Annotated in this window: 22 protein-coding genes; 14 read left to right on the forward strand and 8 right to left on the reverse strand. The window is 62.2% G+C overall.

Annotated features, from left to right (window positions below):
• The first annotated feature begins 475 nt into the window (after window positions 1–475).
• The 8 genes from AC07XM_RS25740 (at window position 476) to AC07XM_RS25775 (ending at window position 7537) form a co-directional block, all read left to right on the forward strand.
• On the forward strand, window positions 476–1804 hold the full coding sequence (locus AC07XM_RS25740) for an OprD family porin (protein ID WP_016484396.1): 1329 nt from the start codon (window positions 476–478) through the stop codon (window positions 1802–1804).
• Window positions 1805–1969: 165 nt separating this feature from the next.
• Entirely contained in the window at window positions 1970–2608 is a 639-nt protein-coding gene (locus AC07XM_RS25745; RefSeq protein WP_016497546.1) for a peroxiredoxin, read from the forward strand.
• A 199-nt stretch (window positions 2609–2807) separates the two neighbouring features.
• Entirely contained in the window at window positions 2808–3401 is a 594-nt protein-coding gene (gene ssuE / locus AC07XM_RS25750) for an NADPH-dependent FMN reductase (protein ID WP_016484398.1), read from the forward strand.
• 85 nt (window positions 3402–3486) lie between these two features.
• Entirely contained in the window at window positions 3487–4452 is a 966-nt protein-coding gene (locus tag AC07XM_RS25755) for a sulfonate ABC transporter substrate-binding protein (RefSeq protein WP_102689894.1), read from the forward strand.
• Between the two features lie 59 nt (window positions 4453–4511).
• Complete coding sequence (ssuD, locus tag AC07XM_RS25760; protein ID WP_016484400.1) at window positions 4512–5660, forward strand: FMNH2-dependent alkanesulfonate monooxygenase; 1149 nt, start codon at window positions 4512–4514, stop codon at window positions 5658–5660.
• Window positions 5661–5670: 10 nt separating this feature from the next.
• On the forward strand, window positions 5671–6468 hold the full coding sequence (ssuC, locus tag AC07XM_RS25765) for an aliphatic sulfonate ABC transporter permease SsuC (RefSeq protein ID WP_016484401.1): 798 nt from the start codon (window positions 5671–5673) through the stop codon (window positions 6466–6468).
• Window positions 6465–7277 (forward strand): aliphatic sulfonates ABC transporter ATP-binding protein, encoded by an 813-nt coding sequence (gene ssuB / locus AC07XM_RS25770; RefSeq protein ID WP_019096900.1) that lies wholly within the window; start codon window positions 6465–6467, stop codon window positions 7275–7277. Before ssuC ends, ssuB begins: the two co-directional genes overlap by 4 nt.
• 44 nt (window positions 7278–7321) lie before the next feature.
• Complete coding sequence (locus AC07XM_RS25775; protein WP_008095172.1) at window positions 7322–7537, forward strand: TOBE domain-containing protein; 216 nt, start codon at window positions 7322–7324, stop codon at window positions 7535–7537.
• Window positions 7538–7662: 125 nt separating this feature from the next.
• Here the strand turns inward: AC07XM_RS25775 and AC07XM_RS25780 are convergent, their stop codons facing one another.
• The 4 genes from AC07XM_RS25780 to AC07XM_RS25795 form a co-directional block, all read right to left on the reverse strand.
• Window positions 7663–8295, reverse strand: coding sequence for a TetR/AcrR family transcriptional regulator (locus tag AC07XM_RS25780; RefSeq protein ID WP_016484403.1), 633 nt, complete (start codon window positions 8293–8295; stop codon window positions 7663–7665).
• Entirely contained in the window at window positions 8295–9872 is a 1578-nt protein-coding gene (gene gshA, locus AC07XM_RS25785; RefSeq protein ID WP_024717583.1) for a glutamate--cysteine ligase, read from the reverse strand. Before gshA ends, AC07XM_RS25780 begins: the two co-directional genes overlap by 1 nt.
• 154 nt (window positions 9873–10026) lie before the next feature.
• On the reverse strand, window positions 10027–10410 hold the full coding sequence (locus tag AC07XM_RS25790) for a PaaI family thioesterase (RefSeq protein WP_016484405.1): 384 nt from the start codon (window positions 10408–10410) through the stop codon (window positions 10027–10029).
• Complete coding sequence (locus tag AC07XM_RS25795) at window positions 10410–12734, reverse strand: Tex family protein (protein ID WP_102689893.1); 2325 nt, start codon at window positions 12732–12734, stop codon at window positions 10410–10412. The genes AC07XM_RS25790 and AC07XM_RS25795 overlap by 1 nt, the downstream gene beginning before the upstream one ends.
• Before the next feature lie 217 nt (window positions 12735–12951).
• On the opposite strand from AC07XM_RS25795, the gene ompR reads away from it, so the two are divergent.
• Together ompR and AC07XM_RS25805 are read left to right on the forward strand one after the other, a co-directional pair.
• A complete protein-coding gene (gene ompR, locus AC07XM_RS25800; RefSeq protein WP_016484407.1) occupies window positions 12952–13692 on the forward strand; it encodes an osmolarity response regulator transcription factor OmpR in 741 nt (246 codons plus the stop codon).
• Between the two features lie 13 nt (window positions 13693–13705).
• Window positions 13706–15019: an ATP-binding protein gene (locus AC07XM_RS25805; protein WP_016484408.1), complete on the forward strand. Its 1314-nt coding sequence runs from the start codon at window positions 13706–13708 to the stop codon at window positions 15017–15019.
• 124 nt (window positions 15020–15143) lie between these two features.
• On the opposite strand, the gene rimK is transcribed toward AC07XM_RS25805, so the two are convergent.
• Both rimK and rimB read right to left on the reverse strand, forming a co-directional pair.
• A complete protein-coding gene (rimK, locus tag AC07XM_RS25810; protein WP_012316721.1) occupies window positions 15144–16049 on the reverse strand; it encodes a 30S ribosomal protein S6--L-glutamate ligase in 906 nt (301 codons plus the stop codon).
• The gene (gene rimB / locus AC07XM_RS25815) at window positions 16046–16528 is read right to left on the reverse strand and encodes a retropepsin-like aspartic endopeptidase RimB (RefSeq protein WP_095116703.1); all 483 of its coding nucleotides are present in this window, start codon (window positions 16526–16528) and stop codon (window positions 16046–16048) included. Before rimB ends, rimK begins: the two co-directional genes overlap by 4 nt.
• Window positions 16529–16637: 109 nt before the next feature.
• On the opposite strand from rimB, the gene AC07XM_RS25820 reads away from it, so the two are divergent.
• Window positions 16638–17039 (forward strand): RNA-binding S4 domain-containing protein, encoded by a 402-nt coding sequence (locus AC07XM_RS25820; protein ID WP_016484410.1) that lies wholly within the window; start codon window positions 16638–16640, stop codon window positions 17037–17039.
• A gap of 114 nt (window positions 17040–17153) precedes the next feature.
• On the opposite strand, the gene AC07XM_RS25825 is transcribed toward AC07XM_RS25820, so the two are convergent.
• Window positions 17154–17948, reverse strand: coding sequence for a phosphatase PAP2 family protein (locus AC07XM_RS25825; protein WP_016484411.1), 795 nt, complete (start codon window positions 17946–17948; stop codon window positions 17154–17156).
• A gap of 121 nt (window positions 17949–18069) precedes the next feature.
• On the opposite strand from AC07XM_RS25825, the gene hslO reads away from it, so the two are divergent.
• From hslO to AC07XM_RS25840, 3 genes are all read left to right on the forward strand, one after another.
• Window positions 18070–18969 (forward strand): Hsp33 family molecular chaperone HslO, encoded by a 900-nt coding sequence (gene hslO / locus AC07XM_RS25830; RefSeq protein ID WP_095116611.1) that lies wholly within the window; start codon window positions 18070–18072, stop codon window positions 18967–18969.
• Window positions 18970–19148: 179 nt separating this feature from the next.
• Window positions 19149–20690, forward strand: coding sequence for a phosphoenolpyruvate carboxykinase (locus AC07XM_RS25835; protein ID WP_102689892.1), 1542 nt, complete (start codon window positions 19149–19151; stop codon window positions 20688–20690).
• A gap of 212 nt (window positions 20691–20902) precedes the next feature.
• A complete protein-coding gene (locus AC07XM_RS25840) occupies window positions 20903–21343 on the forward strand; it encodes an acyl-CoA thioesterase (RefSeq protein WP_016484414.1) in 441 nt (146 codons plus the stop codon).
• A 54-nt stretch (window positions 21344–21397) separates the two neighbouring features.
• Here AC07XM_RS25840 and AC07XM_RS25845 read toward each other — a convergent pair whose 3' ends face one another.
• Window positions 21398–21877 carry a glycine zipper domain-containing protein gene (locus AC07XM_RS25845; protein WP_102689891.1) on the reverse strand — a complete coding sequence of 160 codons (480 nt, stop codon included), beginning with the start codon at window positions 21875–21877 and terminating at the stop codon, window positions 21398–21400.
• Window positions 21878–21985: the final 108 nt, after the last annotated feature.

Here is a 21985-nt window from a genome sequence, read left to right on the forward strand (position 1 = left end):
ATTTTACGCGGCGAAGCTGAAGTCCTGGGGCCGCTTCGCGCCCCATCGCGACACAAGGCCGCTCCCACAAAGACCGTAAAAGGCCGCCGCTTCTGTGGGGCAACCTGCCCAGTGGCGAAATCAGAGCGGGCTGCTAGGCTTTGTCGTCCCTATAGAACGATACGGTATTAGGTTATGAGCAAACGTTTGCAAATAACCGATGGTTATGAATGGCGGAGTTGCTACAACGTTTGGCAGTAAAGGTTCCAACCATATTCCGTAAAAATCTTACCAATTCATAAAACGGTCATTTTGGATTTATAGGATTGTCATTATCCTGTAGCGCAGCTGGCGTCTTAGACCAAAGTCGCGAAACGTTTAGAAACGATTGACTTAGTGGTCACGCTTTGGGACTAAATCGCCAATCCACGGTGAGAAGGGGCAGCAGATCCCTCCGCCAGAGATACACAAAAATTAGAACGTAGAGGAGCAAAACATGTACAAGTCCAGCCTGGCCCTGGCCGTGGCACTGGGGGTTCTCGCCCAACAAGCAGGCGCTGCCGGTTTCGTCGAAGACAGCAAACTGTCGCTTAGCTCGCGCACCATGTACTTCAACAACGACAACCGTGACGGTGGCGCTGACAACCGTGAATCGGGTCAGGGCTTCAAGCTCGACTACCTGTCCGGTTTCACTGAAGGCACCGTTGGTTTCGGTGTGGACGTCCAGGCCCTGTGGGGTATTCACCTGGATGGTGGCCGCGGCAAGCACCCTGACAACAGCTCCTTCTTCCCAAGCGACACCGACGGTTCGGCTGTAAGCCAGTGGGCCCGTGTGGGTGGTAACGCCAAGGCACGCTTCTCGAAGACCGAAGTTCACTACGGTAGCGCCCTGGCGCCGAACCTGCCGATCCTGGTCTCCAACGATGGCCGTCTGCTGCCGCAAACCTTCGAGGGTGGCACCATCCAGTCGAAGGAAATCGACAACCTGACCATTAACGCCGGTCAGCTGACCCACGCCATGGGCCGTGCTTCGAGCAACCGTACCGGCCTGTCGGTAGCGGGTGCTACCCAGGACAGCAACAAGTTCCGTTACGGCGGCCTGGACTACAAGCTCACGCCAGACCTGACCCTGCAGTACTACTACTCGAACCTGGAAGACTTCTACAAGCAGCACTTCCTGGGCGCGACTCACGTGTTCAAGATCGCTGACGACCAGTCGTTCAAGACCGACCTGCGCTACTTCGACAGCAGCAGCGACGGCAAGAACGGCGAGGCCGGCTACCGCTTCAACAACAACGGTGGCTATGCCAAGAACACTGGCGAGGTCGACAACAAGACCTGGTCCGCGATGTTCACCTACACCCTGGGTGGCCACTCGCTGATGCTCGGCCATCAGCGCGTCAATGACGACGGTGGCTTCGTCTGGCTGAACCAGGGCAGCGTGGTAGATGGTAATGGCCGCAACGAAGGCGCCGGCGGTTCCAGCTTCTACCTGTTCACTGACAGCATGATCAACCAGTTCGCCAAGGCCGGTGAAAACACCACCTTCGGTCAGTACGCCTACGACTTCGCTCGCCTGGGCGTGCCGGGCCTGAAAGCATCGGTTGCCTACCTGAAAGGTGAAGACGGTAAAAATGCCAACGGCAACGGCCACTTCAGCGAGTGGGAGCGTGATGCCCGTATCGACTACGTGATCCAGGACGGCACCTTCAAGGGCCTGGGCGCCAGCCTGCGTCACGGTGTGTACCGCGGCACCGGCACCAGTTCGCTGGCTGACCAGGATCAGACCCGTCTGATCTTCAACTACACTTACAACTTCCTGTAAGCCGTAGCTGAACAAGAAGCCTCGCGTGATGCGAGGCTTTTTTGTGCCTGCAAATTTGTATGCATTATGGTTATAAATAAATCGTTATTTATTCTTTTTGTTTTTAACCGAATGCAGGCACATTGAACCCATACGGTACAGAACCCAGCCAAGGAGCCGCAGCCCATGAGCCTTAAACTCGGCGATATCGCCCCCGATTTCGAACAGGATTCCAGCGAAGGCAAAATTCGCTTCCACGAGTGGCTGGGCAACAGCTGGGGGGTGTTGTTCTCCCATCCGGCCGACTTCACCCCGGTGTGCACCACCGAGCTGGGCCTGACCGCCAAACTCAAGGACGACTTCGCCAAGCGCGGGGTCAAGGCCATCGCCCTGTCGGTAGACCCGGTCGACTCGCACCATAAGTGGATCGAGGACATCAACGAAACCCAGAACACGGTGGTCAACTTCCCGATCATTGCCGATGCCGACCGCAAGGTGTCCGACCTGTACGACCTGATTCACCCGAACGCCAGTGACACCCTGACTGTGCGCTCGCTGTTCGTCATCGACCCGAACAAAAAGGTGCGCCTGACCATCACTTATCCGGCCAGTACCGGGCGCAACTTCAATGAGATCCTGCGGGTGATCGACTCGCTGCAGCTGACCGACAACCACAAAGTCGCCACACCCGGTAACTGGCAGGACGGCGATGAGGTGGTGATCGTGCCTTCGCTCAAAGATGAGGAAGAGATCAAGCAGCGCTTCCCCAAAGGATATCGGGCGGTCAAACCCTATCTGCGCCTGACCCCTCAGCCAAACCGTTAATGGATTCCTCGTTGCATTGCTCTTAGCCAAGCAGGGATTTTCGGGCCGTTTCGACGGCCCTTTTTTATGCCTGCGCAGAATGTGTGGGCCGCTTCGCGAGCAAAGACAATAATGGAATAAACAAATGAAAAAATATGATTTCTAGATATATGTAGCAGCTGTTAATGTCACCTCCAACAGAACACAAGGAAGCGCAGCAATGCTGGTTGTCTCAATCGGTGGTAGCCCAAGTCTCCGTTCACGCTCCGGCGTGCTACTAGAGCGTTCACGCCAGTGGCTACAGGACCGTGGCGTCGAGGTGGTGACGTTCCAGGTACGTGACTTCCCCGCCGAAGACCTGCTGCACGCCCGCTTCGACAGCCCGCATGTGCAGCACTTCCAGCAGCTGGTAGCCCAGGCCGATGGCCTGATCGTTTCCACCCCGGTGTACAAGGCTTCGTTTGCCGGTGCCCTTAAAACTTTGCTCGACCTGCTGCCCGAACGCGCCCTGGCCCACAAGATCGTGTTGCCAATCGCCACTGGCGGCAGCATCGCCCACATGCTGGCGGTGGATTACGCATTGAAGCCGGTGCTGTCGGCACTCAAGGCGCAAGAGACCCTGCAAGGGATCTTCGCCGACGACAGCCAGGTGGCTTACGCAGAAGGCACCAAGCCCGCGCAGTTGGTACAAGCGCTGGAAGAGCGCCTGCACGACTCGCTTGAAACCTTCCACGTTGCCTTGGCCCGTCGGCCACGCCCGGTGGCCCCCGGTGTGCTGAACGAACGCCTGATCAGCGCCCGCTGGAGCATTTGAACGGCACTACCCGCTTCACCACCTTACTGGCCCGACAACGAGGCAAGCAGGTGCAACCCGAACCTCATTCGCACAGGAGAGCGCCATGCGCACAGTCTTCTTGCGTCGCGGTCTGGTCGCCCTGTTTGCGGCGGCTGTGTCCTTCGGCGCCATTACCCAAGCCCAGGCCGAAAGCCTGCGTATCGGTTACCAGAAATACGGCACCCTGGTGCTGCTCAAGGCCAAGGGCACGCTGGAGAAGCGCCTGGCCGAGCAAGGCGTGCAGGTGCAGTGGACCGAATTCCCCGGCGGCCCGCAGCTGCTTGAAGGGTTGAACGTCGGCTCCATCGACTTTGGTGTTACCGGCGAGACCCCACCCGTATTTGCCCAGGCCGCCGGCGCTGATCTGCTCTACGTGGCCTACGAGCCGCCCGCGCCGCACAGCGAGGCGATCCTGGTGCCCAAGGGGTCGCCAATCCAGTCGGTCAAGGAACTCAAGGGCAAGAAAGTCGCCCTCAACAAAGGCTCCAACGTGCACTACCTGCTGGTCCGCGCACTGGAAGACGCCGGCCTCACGTACGGCGATATCCAGCCGGTCTACCTGCCCCCGGCCGATGCCCGCGCCGCATTCGAGCGTGGCAGCGTCGATGCCTGGGTGATCTGGGACCCGTACCAGGCCGCCGCCGAACAACAGTTGCAGGCGCGCACCCTGCGTGATGGCAAGGGCCTGGTCGACAACCACCAGTTCTACCTGGCCACCCGCAACTATGCGACCCAGCACCCGACGGTGATCAACACCTTGGTCGAAGAAGTGCGCGCGGTGGGCGAGTGGTCCCAGGCCAACCCGCAGGAAGTGACCGATCAGGTCGCACCGCTGCTCGGCCTGCCCGCAGACATCACCCTGACCTCGGTCAAGCGCCAAGGCTACGGTGCTGCACCGCTGACCCCCGAGGTAGTGGCCGCGCAACAGAAAATCGCCGACACCTTCCAGGCGCTCAAGCTCATACCCAAGCCGCTGAGCATCAAGGACGTGATCTGGACACCCCCGGCCAAGGTCGCTAGCGCGCCTTGATTGATTCGCCCGTGCCGGGGCGCCGCCCTGGCTGAGCCACCCTTGAGGAGACAACTCCAATGAGCCTTAACATTTTCTGGTTCCTCCCGACCCACGGTGACGGCAAGTACCTGGGCACTTCCGACGGCGCGCGTGCGGTCGACCACGGTTACCTGCAGCAGATCGCGCAGGCCGCCGACCGCCTTGGTTTTGGTGGGGTGCTGATCCCTACCGGGCGCTCCTGCGAGGACTCGTGGCTGGTGGCAGCGTCGCTGATTCCTGTGACCCAGCATCTGAAATTCCTGGTTGCCCTGCGCCCAGGCATCATTTCGCCGACCGTGGCAGCACGTCAGGCTGCAACGTTGGACCGCCTGTCCAATGGCCGTGCGCTGTTCAACCTGGTGACCGGCGGCGACCCGGATGAGCTGGCCGGTGATGGCCTGCACCTGAACCACCAGGAGCGCTACGAAGCCTCGGTCGAGTTCACCCGTATCTGGCGCAAGGTGCTGGAAGGCGAAAACGTCGATTACGACGGCAAGCACATCCAGGTAAAGGGCGCCAAGCTGCTCTACCCGCCGATTCAGCAACCACGCCCGCCGCTGTATTTCGGCGGTTCGTCCGAGGCCGCCCAAGACCTGGCCGCCGAACAGGTCGAGTTGTACCTGACCTGGGGCGAGCCACCGTCAGCCGTTGCCGAAAAGATCGCCCAGGTGCGCGAAAAAGCCGCTGCTCAAGGCCGTGAAGTACGCTTCGGTATCCGCCTGCACGTGATCGTGCGCGAAACCAACGAAGAAGCGTGGGCCGCCGCCGACCGCCTGATTTCGCACCTGGATGATGACACCATCGCCCGTGCCCAGGCCTCGCTGGCGCGCTTCGACTCGGTGGGCCAGCAGCGCATGGCTGCCCTGCATGGCGGCAACCGTGACAACCTGGAAGTCAGCCCCAACCTGTGGGCAGGCGTTGGCCTGGTACGTGGCGGTGCCGGCACCGCACTGGTAGGCGATGGCCCGACTGTCGCGGCGCGGGTGAAGGAATATGCCGACCTGGGGATCGATACCTTCATCTTCTCGGGTTATCCACACCTGGAAGAGTCGTATCGGGTTGCCGAACTGCTCTTCCCGCACCTTGATGTACAGCGCCCGGAGCAACCCAAAACCGGTGGCTACGTAAGCCCGTTCGGCGAGATGGTGGCCAACGACATCCTGCCCAAGTCCGTGTCACAGAGCTGAGGGCCAGGCCATGAGTCGTGCAACTTCCTCCACCCTGACCCAGCGCCTGGCGCCGTGGGCACTGCCGGTGCTGCTGCTGGCAGTCTGGCAACTGGCGGTCAGCGCTGGCTGGCTGTCTACGCGCATCCTGCCGGCACCTAGCGCTGTCGTCAGCGCCGGCGTCGAGCTGGTGCGCAGCGGCGATATCTGGACACACCTGGCCATCAGTGGCTGGCGTGCCGGCCTGGGCTTCGCCATCGGCGGCAGCATCGGCCTGGTGCTGGGCTTTATCACTGGCCTGTCGAACTGGGGCGAACGCCTGCTCGACAGCTCGGTGCAGATGATCCGCAACGTGCCGCACCTGGCGCTGATCCCGCTGGTGATCCTGTGGTTCGGTATCGACGAGTCGGCAAAGATCTTCCTGGTCGCGCTGGGCACGCTGTTCCCGATCTACCTGAACACTTACCACGGTATCCGCAATGTCGACCCGGCGCTGGTAGAAATGGCGCGCAGCTATGGCTTGTCCGGCTTCGGCCTGTTCCGCCAGGTGATCTTGCCGGGTGCACTGCCATCGATCCTGGTGGGCGTGCGTTTCGCACTGGGCTTCATGTGGCTGACCCTGATCGTGGCCGAGACCATTTCGGCGAACGCCGGTATCGGTTACCTGGCGATGAACGCCCGGGAGTTCTTGCAGACCGACGTGGTGGTACTGGCCATCGTCCTGTATGCCGTGCTTGGCAAACTCGCCGACCTCGCCGCTCGCGGCCTGGAACGTGTGTGGCTGCGCTGGCACCCGGCCTATCAAGTGGCCAAGAAGGAGGGCGCATGACCGTGCTCAAGGAACAGCCGCCACGCCTGTTGCGTGGCATCCCGCTGGCCTCCAACGGCCTGCGCAAGACCTTTGGCCAGCGCGAAGTATTGAAGGGCATCGACCTGCACATTCCGGCGGGGCAGTTCGTTGCCATCGTCGGCCGCAGCGGCTGCGGCAAAAGCACCCTGCTGCGGCTGCTGGCCGGGCTCGACCAGCCTACGGCCGGGCAGTTGCTGGCCGGCGCTGCGCCGCTGGAAGAGGCCCGCGAAGAAACCCGCCTGATGTTCCAGGACGCACGCTTGCTGCCGTGGAAGAAGGTGATCGACAACGTTGGCCTGGGCCTGTCGGGTGACTGGCGCCCACGTGCGCTGGAAGCGCTGGAGGCGGTTGGCCTGGCCGACCGCGCCAATGAATGGCCGGCAGCCCTGTCGGGTGGCCAAAAACAGCGCGTGGCCCTGGCGCGGGCGCTGATCCACCAGCCACGCCTGCTGCTGCTGGACGAGCCGCTGGGTGCGCTGGATGCATTGACCCGTATCGAGATGCAGCAACTGATAGAACGCCTGTGGCGTCAGCACGGCTTCACCGTGCTGCTGGTCACTCACGATGTCAGCGAGGCGGTAGCCGTGGCTGACCGGGTGATCCTGATCGAGGACGGCGAGGTCGGGCTCGACCTCACCGTCGACCTGGCACGGCCCCGCGCGCGTGGTTCGCACCGCCTGGCCGCGCTGGAAAGCGAAGTGCTCAACCGTGTTCTGTCGGCCCCGGGCACTGCGCCCGAGCCGGATCCTGTAGCCCCTCTGCCCACGCAGCTGCGTTGGGCGCACTGAATGACTCACTCACCAGACTGAAGCCATAGAGAAGGAATGACATCATGACCATCAAAGCCATCAACGTCCGCAACCAGTTCAAAGGCACCGTGAAAGAGATCCTCGAAGGCCCGGTACTGTCGGAAATCGACGTGCAGACTGCCTCGGGTATCGTCACTTCGGTCATCACCACCCGCTCGGTAAAAGAGCTGGAGCTTCAGGTCGGCAGCGAAGTGATTGCCTTTGTGAAGTCGACTGAAGTGTCTATCGCCAAGCTGTGATGCTGCTCGATACTGGGGCTGCTTGGCAGCCCTATCGCGACACAAGGCCGCTCCTACACGGGAATGCGATCTCCTGTAGGAGCGGCCTTGTGCCGCGAATGGGCCGCAACGCGGCCCCAATAACTTCAGCTGGAACGCTTGGCCAGAAACGGCGGCAGGTATAACCCCAGATACGCCTCGAACACCCGCTTGCCTTCTTCGGCCATGCGCGGTGTGATCGCCTCATGCAGCTGCACCGACCGCGCATACACCCGGTCACTCAGCTCCATGGCCAGCGCAAACACATCCACATCCAGCGGCATCACCGGCAGGTGAAAATGCTGGTCGAACAACTTGTGCATCAAGTCGCCCAGTTCCATGTCGTGCTGCCGATCGGCCTGCACCACCTCGCTCAGGCCATGCTGCGCCAGAATCAGCTGCCGCGCCGCCGCATCCTCGTTGTAGATATCAAGCATGCGCTCTTCGATCAGCCGTGACAGTTCGTGCCAGGTGCTGAACGCGCTGCTGTCGATCGCTGCGCCCAGCGCTTCGCGAAACGCCCGGTGCACATCGGCCGTCAGCGCTTCCAGCAAGGCCGGCACGCTGGCGAAAAAGTGATACACCGACGACGGCGGAATCTGTGCCCGCTCAGCCACGCTGTAGATGGAAAGTGCCGCCACCCCTTGTTCGGCCAGCAGCTCACGCGCAGCCGCCAGGATCGCCTCGATCCTGGCCTGGCTGCTGGCGCGCGGCTTGCGCGGGGTGGCGGTGCGGTTCATCAGTTGCTGATTGCCAGGATGCTGGCCTGGTAGGCGCCGACGAACAGGTCGAAGTCACCGACTTCGTCTTGTTCCAGCTCGGACTGCTTGGCCAGCGATTCGCGGGCCAGCGTTTCGAATGCCTGCTGCTTGTCATTGCTCAGAGGTTGCTCGCGGAAAGCCTCGGCGTGCACACGGCTTTGGCGCAGCGAGAACTGGACGAAGCTTTCGTCATGCTCGGTCATGCGTGCCAGCACCTGGGCCGACGGGGTAAGCGAGGCATCGTCGACCTTGGCCTGCTGGGCATCCAGGGCCTTGGCGTGCTCATCAGAGCCTTGCGCCTGGTCGAGCAGGTTGGCCAATTGGCGGATGCGCTCGATCAGCTCGCCGGCCCAGCCTTTCAGACTGATCGGCTGGCCATTGCGGTGCAGCTCCAGGCCCGGGCGGCGACCTTCCTTGACCACGGTCAGGAAGTTGTCGGTGCACTGGCCGCACTCGCCGTTGTCCAGCTGAGGGCTGTCTTCCAGGGCGCAGAACAGCAGGAACGCGTCGAGGAAGCGTGCCTCGGTCAGGTCGATACCTACCGGCAGGAACGGGTTGATGTCCAGGCAACGCACTTCCACGTACTGCACGCCACGCGAAGTCAGGGCCTGTATCGGCCGCTCGCCGGTGTAGGTAACGCGCTTGGGGCGGATGTTCGAGTAGTACTCGTTCTCGATCTGCAGAATGTTGGTGTTCAGCTGCACCCATTCGCCGTCCACGTGCGTACCGACCTCAACATAAGGCGGGTAGGGCGTGCCCACGGCCTTGCGCAGGCTGTCGGTGTAGCTGGCCAGGTTGTTGTAGCAAGGCGTGAGGCCGGCCTGGGCGTTGCTCTGGTAGCCCAGGTCGCTCATGCGCAGGCTGGTGGCATAGGGCAGGAACAGGGTTTCGGCGTCCAGCTCTTCGAGCTGGTGCGGGCGGCCACGCAGGAAGCCTTTGTCCAGCGCCGGCGAGGCGCCGAACAGGTACATCAGCAGCCAGCTGTAGCGGCGGAAGTTGCGGATCAGCGCGATGTAGGCCGACGACTGGTAGTCGCGGTCGTCTAGCGTGCTGCCTTCGGCTTCGCGCAGCAGTGGCCACAGGGCTTCGGGCAGCGAGAAGTTGTAATGTATGCCGGCAATGCACTGCATGGTGCGGCCGTAGCGCAGGGCCAGGCCCTTGCGGTACACGTGCTTGAGCTTGCCGATGTTCGAGTTGCCGTACTCGGCGATCGGGATGTCCTCCTCGGCCGGCAGCGTGCACGGCATCGAAGGGCTCCACAGGTATTCGTCGCCCAGCTTGCTGTAGACGAAACGGTGGGTCTCTTCGAGGCTTTCGAGCACCTTGGCCGGGTCGGCCAGCGCAGGGGTGATGAACTCCAGCAACGACTCGGAATAATCGGTGGTGATCTGCTCGTTGGTCAGCGCCGATCCCAGTGCTTCCGGGTGCGGGGTCTGGGCCAGGCGACCTTCATCGGTCACGCGCAGGCATTCGCGCTCAATACCGTGCAGGCACTGCTTGAGCAGGGGAAGATTGGCGCCGAGCAGGCTCAGGCGGCGGTTGAGGAGTTCGCTCAAGATGTATTCCTTCACGCGTCAGTCGCCCCAATATGGGGGTAGAGATAACGGTCTACAAGGGTAGGAAGAAAGGAACTGGCGTTGTCGCCTGGTTTACGCGGGTTCCAGCAGTGCCAGCGCACTGCTGAAAATACCGCAGATACTGCTTGGTGAGCTAGAGAACCGCGAAGGTTCCTTGCGCTTTTGCCACCAGCTTGTCGCCCTGGACTACGTCGGCGTCGACCACCAGGGTTCGCCGCCCGGCGTGCAGCACACGGGCGGTACACAGCACTTCGCCATCGCTGACGGCGCGCATGTAGTTGATCTTGCACTCGATGGTGACGCTTTGCTGGTCAAAGCCATGGCTGGCCGAGCAGGCCAGGCCCATGGCGATGTCCACCAGGCTGAAGATCGCCCCGCCGTGCAGCTTCTGGCCACGGTTGCGCAAGTGCGGCTCCAGCGGCAGGGCCACCTCTGCAACACCCGTGTCCAGGCGTTGCAGGCGGCAGCCCAGCAGCTGGCTGAAGGCGCTTTCGACGTATTCGCGGGGTACGTCCATCACTTCTTCTTCAACTGCTTGGCGTTGGCGAACAGGGAGGCCATGGCATTGTTGGCCGGCGCGGCGGTGGCGGTTTCACGCGGGCGTTGGGCCGGCTGCTGGCGGTTGCCGCCATTGCCACGGTTGCCACCGCGGTTGCCTTCGACTTTTTCGCCTGGGGTGTCGCTCATGCGCATGGACAGGCCGACACGCTTGCGCGGGATATCCACTTCCATGACCTTGACCTTGACCACGTCGCCGGCCTTGACCGCTTCACGCGGGTCTTTGATGAACTTCTCCGACAGCGCCGAGATGTGCACCAGGCCGTCCTGGTGCACGCCGATGTCGACGAAGGCGCCAAAGTTGGTGACGTTGGTCACCACACCCTCCAGGATCATGCCGGGTTCGAGGTCCTTGAGGTCTTCGACGCCGTCCTGGAAGGTGGCGGTCTTGAACTCGGGCCGTGGGTCGCGGCCAGGCTTGTCCAGCTCTTGCAGGATATCGGTGACGGTCGGCAGGCCGAAGGACTCGTCGGTGAACTTCTTCGGGTCCAGGCGCTTGAGGAAGCTGCTGTCGCCGATCAGCGAGCGGATGTCGCGGTCGGTATCGGCGGCGATGCGCTGCACCAGCGGATAGGCCTCCGGGTGCACTGCGGAGGCGTCCAGTGGGTTGTCGCCGTTCATCACACGCAGGAAGCCGGCGGCCTGTTCGAAGGTTTTTTCACCCAGGCGGCTGACCTTTTTCAGGGCTGCACGGGTGGCGAACGGGCCGTTGGCATCGCGATGGGCGACGATGTTCTGCGCCAGCGTGGCGTTAAGGCCGGAGATACGGGTCAGCAGCGCCACCGAGGCGGTGTTCACGTCCACGCCCACGGCGTTCACGCAGTCCTCGACCACGGCGTCCAGGCCACGCGCCAGTTTCAGCTGGGACACGTCGTGCTGGTACTGGCCGACACCGATGGATTTCGGGTCGATCTTCACAAGCTCCGCCAGCGGGTCCTGCAGGCGGCGGGCAATCGAAACGGCGCCACGGATCGACACGTCCAGGTCCGGGAACTCGCGGGCGGCCAGTTCTGATGCCGAGTACACCGAAGCGCCGGCTTCGGAAACCATGATCTTGGTGATTTTCAGTGCTGGGTATTTTTTCACCAGCTCTGCCCCCAGCTTGTCGCTTTCGCGGCTGGCGGTGCCGTTGCCGATGGCGATCAGCTCCACCGAGTGCTTGGCGCACAGTGCAGCCATGATGGATAGGGTGCGGTCCCAGTCATTCTTCGGCGCGTGCGGGTACACCGTGGTGTAGTCCAGCAGCTTGCCGGTGGCGTCGACCACGGCGATCTTGCAACCGGTGCGCAGGCCCGGGTCGAAGCCCAGGGTGGCGCGCGGACCGGCCGGGGCGGCCAGCAGCAGGTCGTGCAGGTTGTGGGCGAACACGTTGATTGCCTCGCCTTCGGCGTTGTCGCGCAGTTCGCCGAACAGGTCGGTTTCCAGGTGGGTGTACAGCTTGACCTTCCAGGTCCAGCGCACCACCTCGCCCAGCCATTTGTCGGCCGGGCGGCCGCGGTTTTCGACGCCGACGTGGTGGCCGATCATCACTTCGCACGGGTGCAGGGTGCCAGGCAGTTCTTCGCCCACTTTCAGCGAGGCGCTCAACACACCTTCGTTGCGCCCGCGGAAGATTGCCAGGGCACGGTGCGACGGTGCGTTGCGCAGCAGTTCGTCGTGGGCGAAGTAGTCGCGGAACTTGGCGCCCTCTTCCTCCTTGCCGGCTACCACGCGGGCGCTGAGCACGGCCTCCTGCTTGAGGAAATTGCGCAGCTTGTCGAGCAGGGCGGCGTCCTCGGCAAAGCGCTCCATCAGGATGTACTTGGCGCCCTCCAGCGCGGCCTTGACGTCGGCCACGCCCTTTTCGGCGTTGACGAAGCGTGCGGCTTCGCTCTCTGGCACAAGGCCCGGATCGTTGAACAGGCCGTCCGCCAGCTCGCCGAGGCCGGCTTCCAGGGCGATCTGGCCCTTGGTGCGGCGCTTTTGCTTGTACGGCAGGTACAGGTCTTCGAGGCGGGTCTTGGTGTCGGCCAGCTTGATTTCGCGGGCCAGTTCAGGGGTCAGCTTGCCCTGTTCCTCGATGCTGGACAGGATGCTGGCGCGACGGTCGTCGAGTTCGCGCAGGTAGCGCAGGCGCTCTTCCAGATGGCGCAGCTGGGTGTCGTCCAGGCTACCGGTCACTTCCTTGCGGTAACGGGCGATGAAGGGCACGGTCGAGCCTTCGTCCAACAGGCCCACGGCCGCCTCGACCTGCTGGGGGCGTACGCCCAGTTCCTCGGCGATACGGCTGTTGATGCTGTCCATGTAAACCACCTGACATTTGTGAATACGGGGGTCGCCTGTGGGCTTTTATCCCGGCGGCGCTGGATGAAAGCCGCGCATTATACCCATCGCAAACGGCTTGCGGTGATGGCGCCCAGCCAGCTGGAACTGGCGCCGGGGGAAAAATCTGCTAACAATGCTCACGCAACGTGCAGCAATGGCTACGCCATAATGCGCGGCGATATCAGAGGAGTTATTCATGACCGGCACCGCAAACACCGCTGAAGGTGACAAGATTCTCATCGTCGACGACGATCCGGGGCTCAGCAGCCTGCTGGAACGTTTCTTCACCAGCAAGGGCTACCGTGCCCGCGCGGTGCCCAACACCGAGCAGATGGACCGCCTGCTGCAGCGCGAGGTGTTCAACCTGGTGGTGCTCGACCTGATGCTGCCGGGCGAGGATGGCCTGTCTGCGTGCAAGCGCCTGCGCCAGCAGAACAACCAGATCCCGATCATCATGCTCACCGCCAAGGGCGACGAGCTGAGCCGTATCAAGGGCCTGGAACTGGGCGCTGACGACTACCTGGGCAAGCCGTTCAACCCGGATGAGCTGATGGCCCGCGTCAAGGCTGTGTTGCGCCGTCAGGCCCCCGCCGTGCCGGGTGCGCCGGGCAGTGAGGACGAATCGGTCACCTTCGGCGACTACGAGCTGTCGCTGGCCACCCGCGAACTCAAGCGTGGCGACGAAGTGCACATGCTCACCACCGGCGAGTTCGCCGTGCTCAAGGCCCTGGTGATGCACGCCCGCGAGCCGCTGACCCGCGACAAGCTGATGAACCTGGCCCGTGGTCGGGAGTGGGATGCACTGGAGCGTTCCATCGACGTGCAGATTTCGCGCCTGCGCCGCATGATCGAGCCGGACCCGTCCAAGCCGCGTTACATCCAGACCGTCTGGGGCGTGGGCTACGTGTTCGTGCCAGACGGAAACGCGGGCAAATGATGCTGCGTCGTCCATGAAAACACCGCTCTGGTTTCCGCAGAGTTTCTTCGCCCGCACCCTGTGGCTGGTGTTGATCGTCGTCCTGTTCAGCAAGGCTTTGACCCTGGTCTACCTGCTGATGAACGAGGACGTGCTGGTCGACCGTCAGTACAGCCACGGTGTGGCGTTGACCTTGCGCGCCTATTGGGCTGCCGACGAAGAAAACCGCGACAGGATTGCCGAAGCGGCGGGCCTCATCCGCGTGACCGGGTCGGGTGTGCCCGAGGGTGAGCAGCACTGGCCCTACAGTGAAATCTACCAACGGCAGATGCAGGCGGAGCTGGGCGAAGACACCGAGGTGCGGCTGCGCATCCATGCGCCACCGGCGTTGTGGGTCAATGCGCCAAGCCTGGGCCCTGGCTGGCTGAAAGTGCCACTGTACCCACACCCGCTGCGTGGGCAGAAAATCTGGAACGTGCTGGGTTGGTTCCTGGCCATCGGCCTGTTGTCCACCGCGTCGGCCTGGATCTTCGTGCGCCAGTTGAACCAGCCGCTCAAGCGCCTGGTGTTCGCCGCTCGTCAGCTGGGCCAGGGGCGCAGTGTGCGTCTGCCGATCAGCGACACGCCCAGCGAGATGACCGAGGTATACAAGGCCTTCAACCAGATGGCCGAAGATGTCGAACAAGCCGGGCGCGAGCGCGAGCTGATGCTGGCCGGGGTTTCCCACGACCTGCGCACACCGTTGACGCGTCTGCGCCTGTCGTTGTCATTGCTGAACAGCGACAGCGACCTGAGTGACGACATGGTTCGCGATATCGAGGACATGGATGCGATCCTCGATCAGTTCCTGGCCTTCATCCGCGATGGCCGTGACGAGCCGGTGGAAGAGGTCGACCTGGCTGACCTGGTGCGTGAAGTCGTGGCGCCGTACAACCAGCCGAAAGAACGTGTGCGCCTGTGCCTGGAGCCAATTCCTCCATTCCCGCTGCGTCGCGTTTCGCTCAAGCGCATGTTGGGCAACCTCATCGGCAACGCCCTGCACCATGCTGGCAAGGGGGTCGAAGTGGCGGCCTATGTGTCGGGTGACGAGAGCGCACCGTACGTGGTGCTGAGCGTGCTGGACCGTGGCACCGGGATCGACGAGTCGGAGCTGGAGACCATCTTCAATCCGTTCATTCGTGGGGATCGGGCACGGGGCGGCAAGGGCACCGGGCTGGGGCTGGCGATCGTCAAGCGGATCGCCGCCCAGCATGGCGGGAATGTGGAGCTGCGTAATCGGTCTGGCGGGGGGATCGAAGCGCGGGTGCGGTTGCCGCTGGGGCTATTGCTGCCGCGTAATGCTGTATGAATCTGGTTGACCGCACCGGCCCTATCGTCGGCAAGCCAGCTCCCACAGGTAATCTACAAGCCTGGAGGTTGTGGTAATCCTGTGGGAGCTGGCTTGCCGGCGATAGGGCCGGTACAGGCTTGAATCAGCCCTTGCCTTTGGTCCGGGTCTGATTCGGCCCGCCGTTCTTCTCCAGGTGCTCGATGATCATCCCGGCCACGTTTTTGCCGGTGGTCACCTCGATCCCCTCCAGCCCCGGCGACGAGTTCACCTCCATCACCAATGGCCCATGGTTGGACCGCAAGATATCCACCCCCGCCACGCTCAAACCCATCACCTTGGCCGCCCGGATCGCGGTAATCCGCTCTTCAGGGGTGATTTTTATCAGGCTGGCGACGCCCCCCCGATGCAGGTTGGAGCGGAACTCGCCCGGCTTGGCCTGACGCTTCATCGAGGCAATCACCTTGTCTCCCACCACGAAGCAGCGAATGTCGGCCCCGCCAGCCTCCTTGATGTACTCCTGAACCATGATGTTCTGCTTGAGCCCCATGAACGCCTCGATCACCGACTCGGCAGCCTGGGTGGTTTCGCACAGCACCACGCCAATGCCCTGGGTGCCCTCCAGCACCTTGATTACCAACGGCGCGCCATTAACCATCTGGATCAGGTCGGGAATGTCGTCGGGTGAATGGGCGAAGCCGGTAATGGGCAGGCCGATTCCGCGACGCGACAGCAATTGCAGCGAGCGCAGTTTGTCGCGGGAACGGGCAATGGCTACCGATTCGTTGAGCGGGTACACGCCCATCATTTCGAACTGGCGCAGCACTGCGCAGCCGTAAAAGGTGACGGAAGCGCCGATGCGCGGGATCACGGCATCGAAGCCCTCCAGCGGCTTGCCGCGGTAATGGATCTGCGGCTTGTGGCTGGCAATGTTCATGTAGGCCCGCAGGGTATCGATCACCACCATTTCGTGGCCACGCTGGGTACCGGCTTCGACCAGGCGGCGGGTGGAATACAGACGCGGATTGCGCGACAGCACAGCGATCTTCATGCAGCACCTGTGACAGGGGGAAGGGTGGCCGGGAAGGCCGGTTTGTCTTGTACGTACTTCAGGCCAGGGTTGACCACCAGCTGGCCGTGGATCAGGGCCTTGGAACCGAGCAGCAGGCGGTAACGCATGTTCTTGCGGCAGGCGAGTGTGAACTCCACCTCCCACACACCATCGCCCAGCGCCAGTGACGTGCGAATGACGTAGCGGGTCTGGGCGTGCCCGTTGGAGCTCTTGATGGTCTTCATGGTCACCAGTGGCGCCTCGCAGCGGCGGTGGCGCAACTGCACCACAGAGCCCAGGTGCGCCGTGAAGCGGACCCAGGGCTGGCCGTCGCGCTCGAACGGTTCCACCTCGGTAGCGTGCAGGCTGGAGGTGCTTGCACCAGTGTCGATCTTGGCGCGCAGCCCTGCCACGCCAAGGTCGGGCAGGGCTATCCATTCACGCAGGCCGATCACTTTCAAATGGTCAAATGTCTTCACGAAGCGCACCCTGCGAATGAGGTGGTGAACTGTAAGCATGGCGGGGACTTTTTGCATCCGTATGTGAAGGTAGTACAGTTCGATGAAAGACAGAATCCGAGGTAACGGGATGGCACAAAAAGCCGAAGACGACGACAAGGTTCGCCTGGACAAGTGGCTATGGGCGGCGCGTTTCTACAAGACGCGGGCGCTGGCCAAGGCAGCGATCGAGAGCGGCAAGGTGCATTGCCGGGGCGAGCGTTGCAAGCCAGGCAAGGAGCCGCGAGTGGGCGACGAATTTGTGCTGCGCACCGGGTTCGATGAGCGCACCGTGGTGGTGAAGGCGTTGTCGGTGGTGCGGCGTGGGGCGCCAGAAGCGCAGACGCTGTACGAGGAAACCGAAGAAAGCCTGCGCCGCCGTGAGCAGGCGGCCGAAATGCGCAAGGCGGGCGCCATGGGGGTGACTACCGATGGGCGGCCAACCAAGAAGCAGCGGCGGCAGATTCACCAGTTGCATGGGAGCTATGAATAGCCGGGGCCGCTTAGCGGCCCATCGCCGGCAAGCCAGCGCCCACAGCGCTTTGTGGGAGCGGCCATGCCGGGGCGCCGGACCGGTCGGAAAGGGCTGCGTAGCAGCCCCAAGGGTCTAGCGGAGCACGGCCATCCGCCCGACAAGCGGTAACCTGGCCAGCAGGTTGAACAACGGTGCAGTCCAGCGCATCAACGCCTCACTGCCCTTGGCCGCCAGCGGCGTGTAATAGCTCCAGCCCAACGCCAGCACTGCCATCAGCAACCCGCCGATGTAGTCATCCTGCCCCCAGTGGGCGCCGGCTACCAGGCGCGGCAGCATGAACAGCACCGCCAGCCCCCAGATCACCAGGTACTGCACCAGGCGGCGGCTGAACACGCTCATGAACAGCGCCCAGATCAGCAGTACCGAGGCGTGATCCCCCGGGAAACTCTTGCTGGAACGGTCCTTGAGCTCCCAGGCGGCTTCCAGGTTCGGGTAGTAGTCACTCAGGTGCACCACCTCGTCGAACATCATCGACGGGCTCTTGTGCTGCCAGCCAGCTGCATCCACCCACTTGGAAAACAGCGCGCGAATCACCACTAAGAGGAGTAGCGTGACCAGAAAGCCGAAAAACGCTTGGCGAACCTGAGCTGCCTTGAACACCCAGTCACCACGGATGAGCACTGCCAGCAGGATCAGGCCGACGACGATGTCGAACGGGCGCAGGCTGCCGACGGTCCAGATGTAGCGCCAGGTAGTGCTGTCGGCCAAGGGCGCATTCAGGCTGCGGAACAGCCACTCGTCGAAAGTCAGGCACAGGATCTGGCCAAAAGGCCATAACCAGAAACACAGTAGAGCGACGGAAAGCAGCGTACAGGCTGCCAATGGCCCCCAGGACCACCTTGCTTGGAACAGTGGTCGATTGTCCATAAAATACCTCTATTGCAAACAGGAAATCGGAGCGCCTTGTGAGCGCTCTGTAACGGGTTCTCGCAGGTTCTCGACAACCCTTGTAACCATTTTGTCATCATTTTTTAGATAGCCGAAACCTATGAGCGATTTGCCTGATACCGATTTCACCCAACGTTTCATCTTCGACGAGCGCGATGTGCGCGGCGAGTGGGTGTCTCTCGATGACAGCTATGCCGCAGTGTTGGCGCGTCACGAGTACCCTCAGCCGGTCAAGGCGCTGCTCGGCGAGCTGATGGCCGCCACCGCGTTGCTGGTGGGCGCGATGAAGTTTGATGGCTTGCTGATTTTGCAGGCGCGCTCGGCTGGGCCGATTCCGCTGCTGATGGTGGAATGTTCCGGCGACCGGGAAATCCGCGGCATGGCCCGCTACGAAGCGGACCAGATCCCGGCGGATGCCACACTGTCGCAGCTGATGCCCGACGGCCACCTGACCCTGACCATCGACCCGATCAAGGGCCAGCGCTACCAGGGTACTGTCGACCTTGATGGCGCCAACCTGTCGGAATGTTTCACCAACTACTTCGTCCAGTCCCAGCAGCTGAACACGCGCTTTTGGCTCAACGCCGAAAACGGCAAGGCCCGCGGTCTGCTGCTGCAGCAGCTGCCGCGTGATCGCCAGCCGGATGATGAAGAGCGTGAGGACAGCTGGCAGCACGTGGTGGCCCTGGCCAAGACCCTCAAGCCTGAAGAGTGGGCTGAAAACAACGAAACGTTGCTGCATCGCCTGTACCATGAAGATGCCGTGCGCCTGTTCGACATCCAGCCGTTGCGCTTCAATTGCAGCTGTTCGCGCGAGCGTTCCGGCAATGCGCTGGTCAGCCTTGGCGAACAGGACGCCAAGGCATTGGTGGAAGAGTGCGGCGGCCAGGTGGAGATCGATTGCCAGTTCTGCAACGAGCGCTATTTCTTCGATGCCAGCGATGTGGCGCAACTGTTTGCCGGTGGCGGCACAGACGTGGCCTCAGAAACTCGCCACTGAAACGTTTAATCACAGGACAATCTCCTGTCGAATTGCGCAAAAGCGCAGTTCTGACAGGAGGGGCCTACTTTTTTTGGGCGTTTCTGGCATAATCCGGCCACTTTTTTCGCTGTAGTAGTTTTTTCAAGACAACTACAAAACGTTTGGAGCACTCGGCCTCGGGCCGGATGGGGTATCTCATGACGCAAGCCAACAACACCGTGTACACCGACCTGAGCGTCGATGAGCTGGTAAAAGAAGCGCTGCAACGCGGTGAAGGCGTACTAGCCGATACTGGCGCACTGGTCGTGGAGACTGGTCACCGTACTGGCCGTTCGCCGGCTGACCGTTTCATCGTCGAAGAACCTTCCACTCAGGACGCTATTTCCTGGGGCCCGATCAACCGCAAGTTCCCGGCCGACAAGTTCGACGCCCTGTGGGACCGCGTCGAGGCGTTCAACAACGCCCAGGATCACTTCGTTTCCTACGTTCACGTAGGGGCAGCCGTCGACCACTACCTGCCGGTGAAGATGACCACCCAGACCGCCTGGCAGAACCTGTTCGGCCGTTGCCTGTTCATCAACCCGGAGCAGTACAACCCGGCTGGCCGCGACCAGTGGCAGGTGCTCAACGTTGCCAACTTCGTGTGCGAGCCTGAGCGTGATGGCACCAACTCCGACGGCTGCGTCATCATCAACTTCGCCGCCAAGAAGGTGCTGATCGCAGGCATGCGCTATGCCGGCGAAATGAAGAAAGCCATGTTCTCGGTGCAGAACTTCCTGCTGCCGGCTGCCGACGTACTGCCAATGCACTGCGCGGCCAACATCGGCGAAGAAGGCGATGTGACCCTGTTCTTCGGCCTGTCCGGCACTGGCAAGACCACCCTGTCGGCCGACGAAAGCCGTTACCTGATCGGTGACGACGAGCACGGCTGGGGCGAAGGCGTTGTCTTCAACATGGAAGGCGGCTGCTACGCCAAGTGCATCGACCTGTCCGAGAAGAACGAGCCGGTCATCTGGAAAGCCATCAAGCACGGCGCAGTGCTGGAAAACGTCGTTCTCGACGCCAACAAGCACGCCGACTACACCGACGTCAGCCTGACCCAGAACAGCCGTGCTGCCTACCCGCTGGAGCACGTTGCCAAGCGTTCCGAAGCGAACCTGGGCGGCGAGCCTAATGCGGTCATCTTCCTGACCTGCGACCTGACCGGTGTTCTGCCTCCGGTTTCGATCCTGAACAACGAGCAGGCGGCCTACCACTTCCTGTCCGGTTACACCGCGCTGGTCGGTTCTACCGAAATGGGTTCGGGCGGCGGCATCAAGTCGACCTTCTCCACCTGCTTCGGCGCACCGTTCTTCCCGCGCCCGGCTGGCGAGTACGCCGAGCTGCTGATCAAGCGTATCAACGGCTTCAACTCCAAGGTCTACCTGGTCAACACCGGCTGGACCGGCGGTGGCTACGGTGTTGGCAAGCGCTTCAGCATCCCGACTACCCGCGCGGTGATCGCTGCAATCCAGAGCGGCGCGCTGGTCGGTGCCGAAACCGAGCACCTGGACATCATCAACCTGGACGTACCAAAAGTCGTCCCAGGTGTTGAAACCGAGCTGCTCAACCCACGCACCAACTGGGCTGACAAAGCTGCCTACGACGATGCCGCCAAAGGCCTGGCCAAGCTGTTCATCGAAAACTTCAAGAAGTTCGAAGTTTCCGACGCCATCAAGGCTGCTGGCCCACAGCTGTAAGCTGAGCCCAGCGCTACAAGAAGGCCGCCCTTTGGGGCGGCTTTTTTTTTGAACGATATCCTGAGCCGGCCTCTTCGCGGGTAAACCCGCTCCCACAGATACGGCGATTTCTGTGGGAGCGGGTTTACCCGCGAAGAGGCCGGCTCAGGCAGCGGAAATCTGGAATTTCTGTTTCACTGTCAGCAACATTTGCGAAGACAAGAGCCAGACAGATGACCGAATCCCCTCAGCGCACTGCCTTCTACCACTTCCACCCCATCCTCACCCGCCCTTCGGACAACGACGTCAATGGCCATATCGCCGGTGCTACCGTGCATGGCTTTTTCGAAACGGCGATCCAGGCCTTCCTCGCCGAACAGGCCGAGGTGGACCTGCGTGACGGTGAACTGGCGGCATTCGTGGTCAGTTCGGCTGCGGATTTCTATGCGCTGCCAGGCTTTCCCGACGTGCTCGAAGTGGGCTTGGGAGTGACGCGCCTGGCGGGTAGTACGGTGGAGTACCGCCTGGCGCTGTTCCGCCCGGGGGAACCGGAGGCGTGTGCTGCAGGCACGGTAGTGCAGGTGTTCATCGAGCGTGCCAGTGGTCGTCCTGCGGTGCTGCCTGAACCGCTGCAAGTGGTCCTGTCTGGCCTGGTACTGGAACAGCAGGCATAAAAAAGCCCCGCCGGCAGGGGCGGGGCTTTTGCTGCCGGGGCAGGGCCCGCGGCATCAGTCGCGCCAGTGGCGCTTGTGCTTGCGGTGGCCGTAGTGGCGACCACGGTCGTAGTGGCGACGGTCGTCGTAGCCGCGACGGTGGCGGCGATCATCATGACGCTCGTCTTCGTCGGCTTTGTTGCCCATGTAGTTACCCAGCGCGCCACCGGCACCACCGCCGGCTGCTGCGCCAATGTAGCTACCGGTGGTGCCGCCCACCGAGCGACCGACCACGTTACCGCCTGCAGCGCCCAGTGCGCCGCCGATAGCGGCCTCGCCACGCTGGCGCTTGTCGGCACCCAGGGCACCGCCGGCTGCGCCGCCCAGACCGGCACCAATGGCGCCGCCGGTGCTACCGCCGATGGAGTTACCCACTACGGAGCCGAGTACCCCACCCAATGCGCCGCCAATGCCGGCCTCGGTATTGCCGCCTGCCATGGCAACGCCGCTGAGCAAGCTGAAAGACAACAACAAAATCGAGGAGTACTTCTTCATCAAGAGAGCCTCATAGGGATGACGAGGCGAATTTGAGGCTAAGCGGCGTGGCTGGCAACGGAAATCCGACGAGTAACACGAGTTGTACACAATTCTCTAAGTTACTGT

The sequence above is a fragment of the Pseudomonas sp. GW460-LB5 genome (assembly GCF_059423245.1).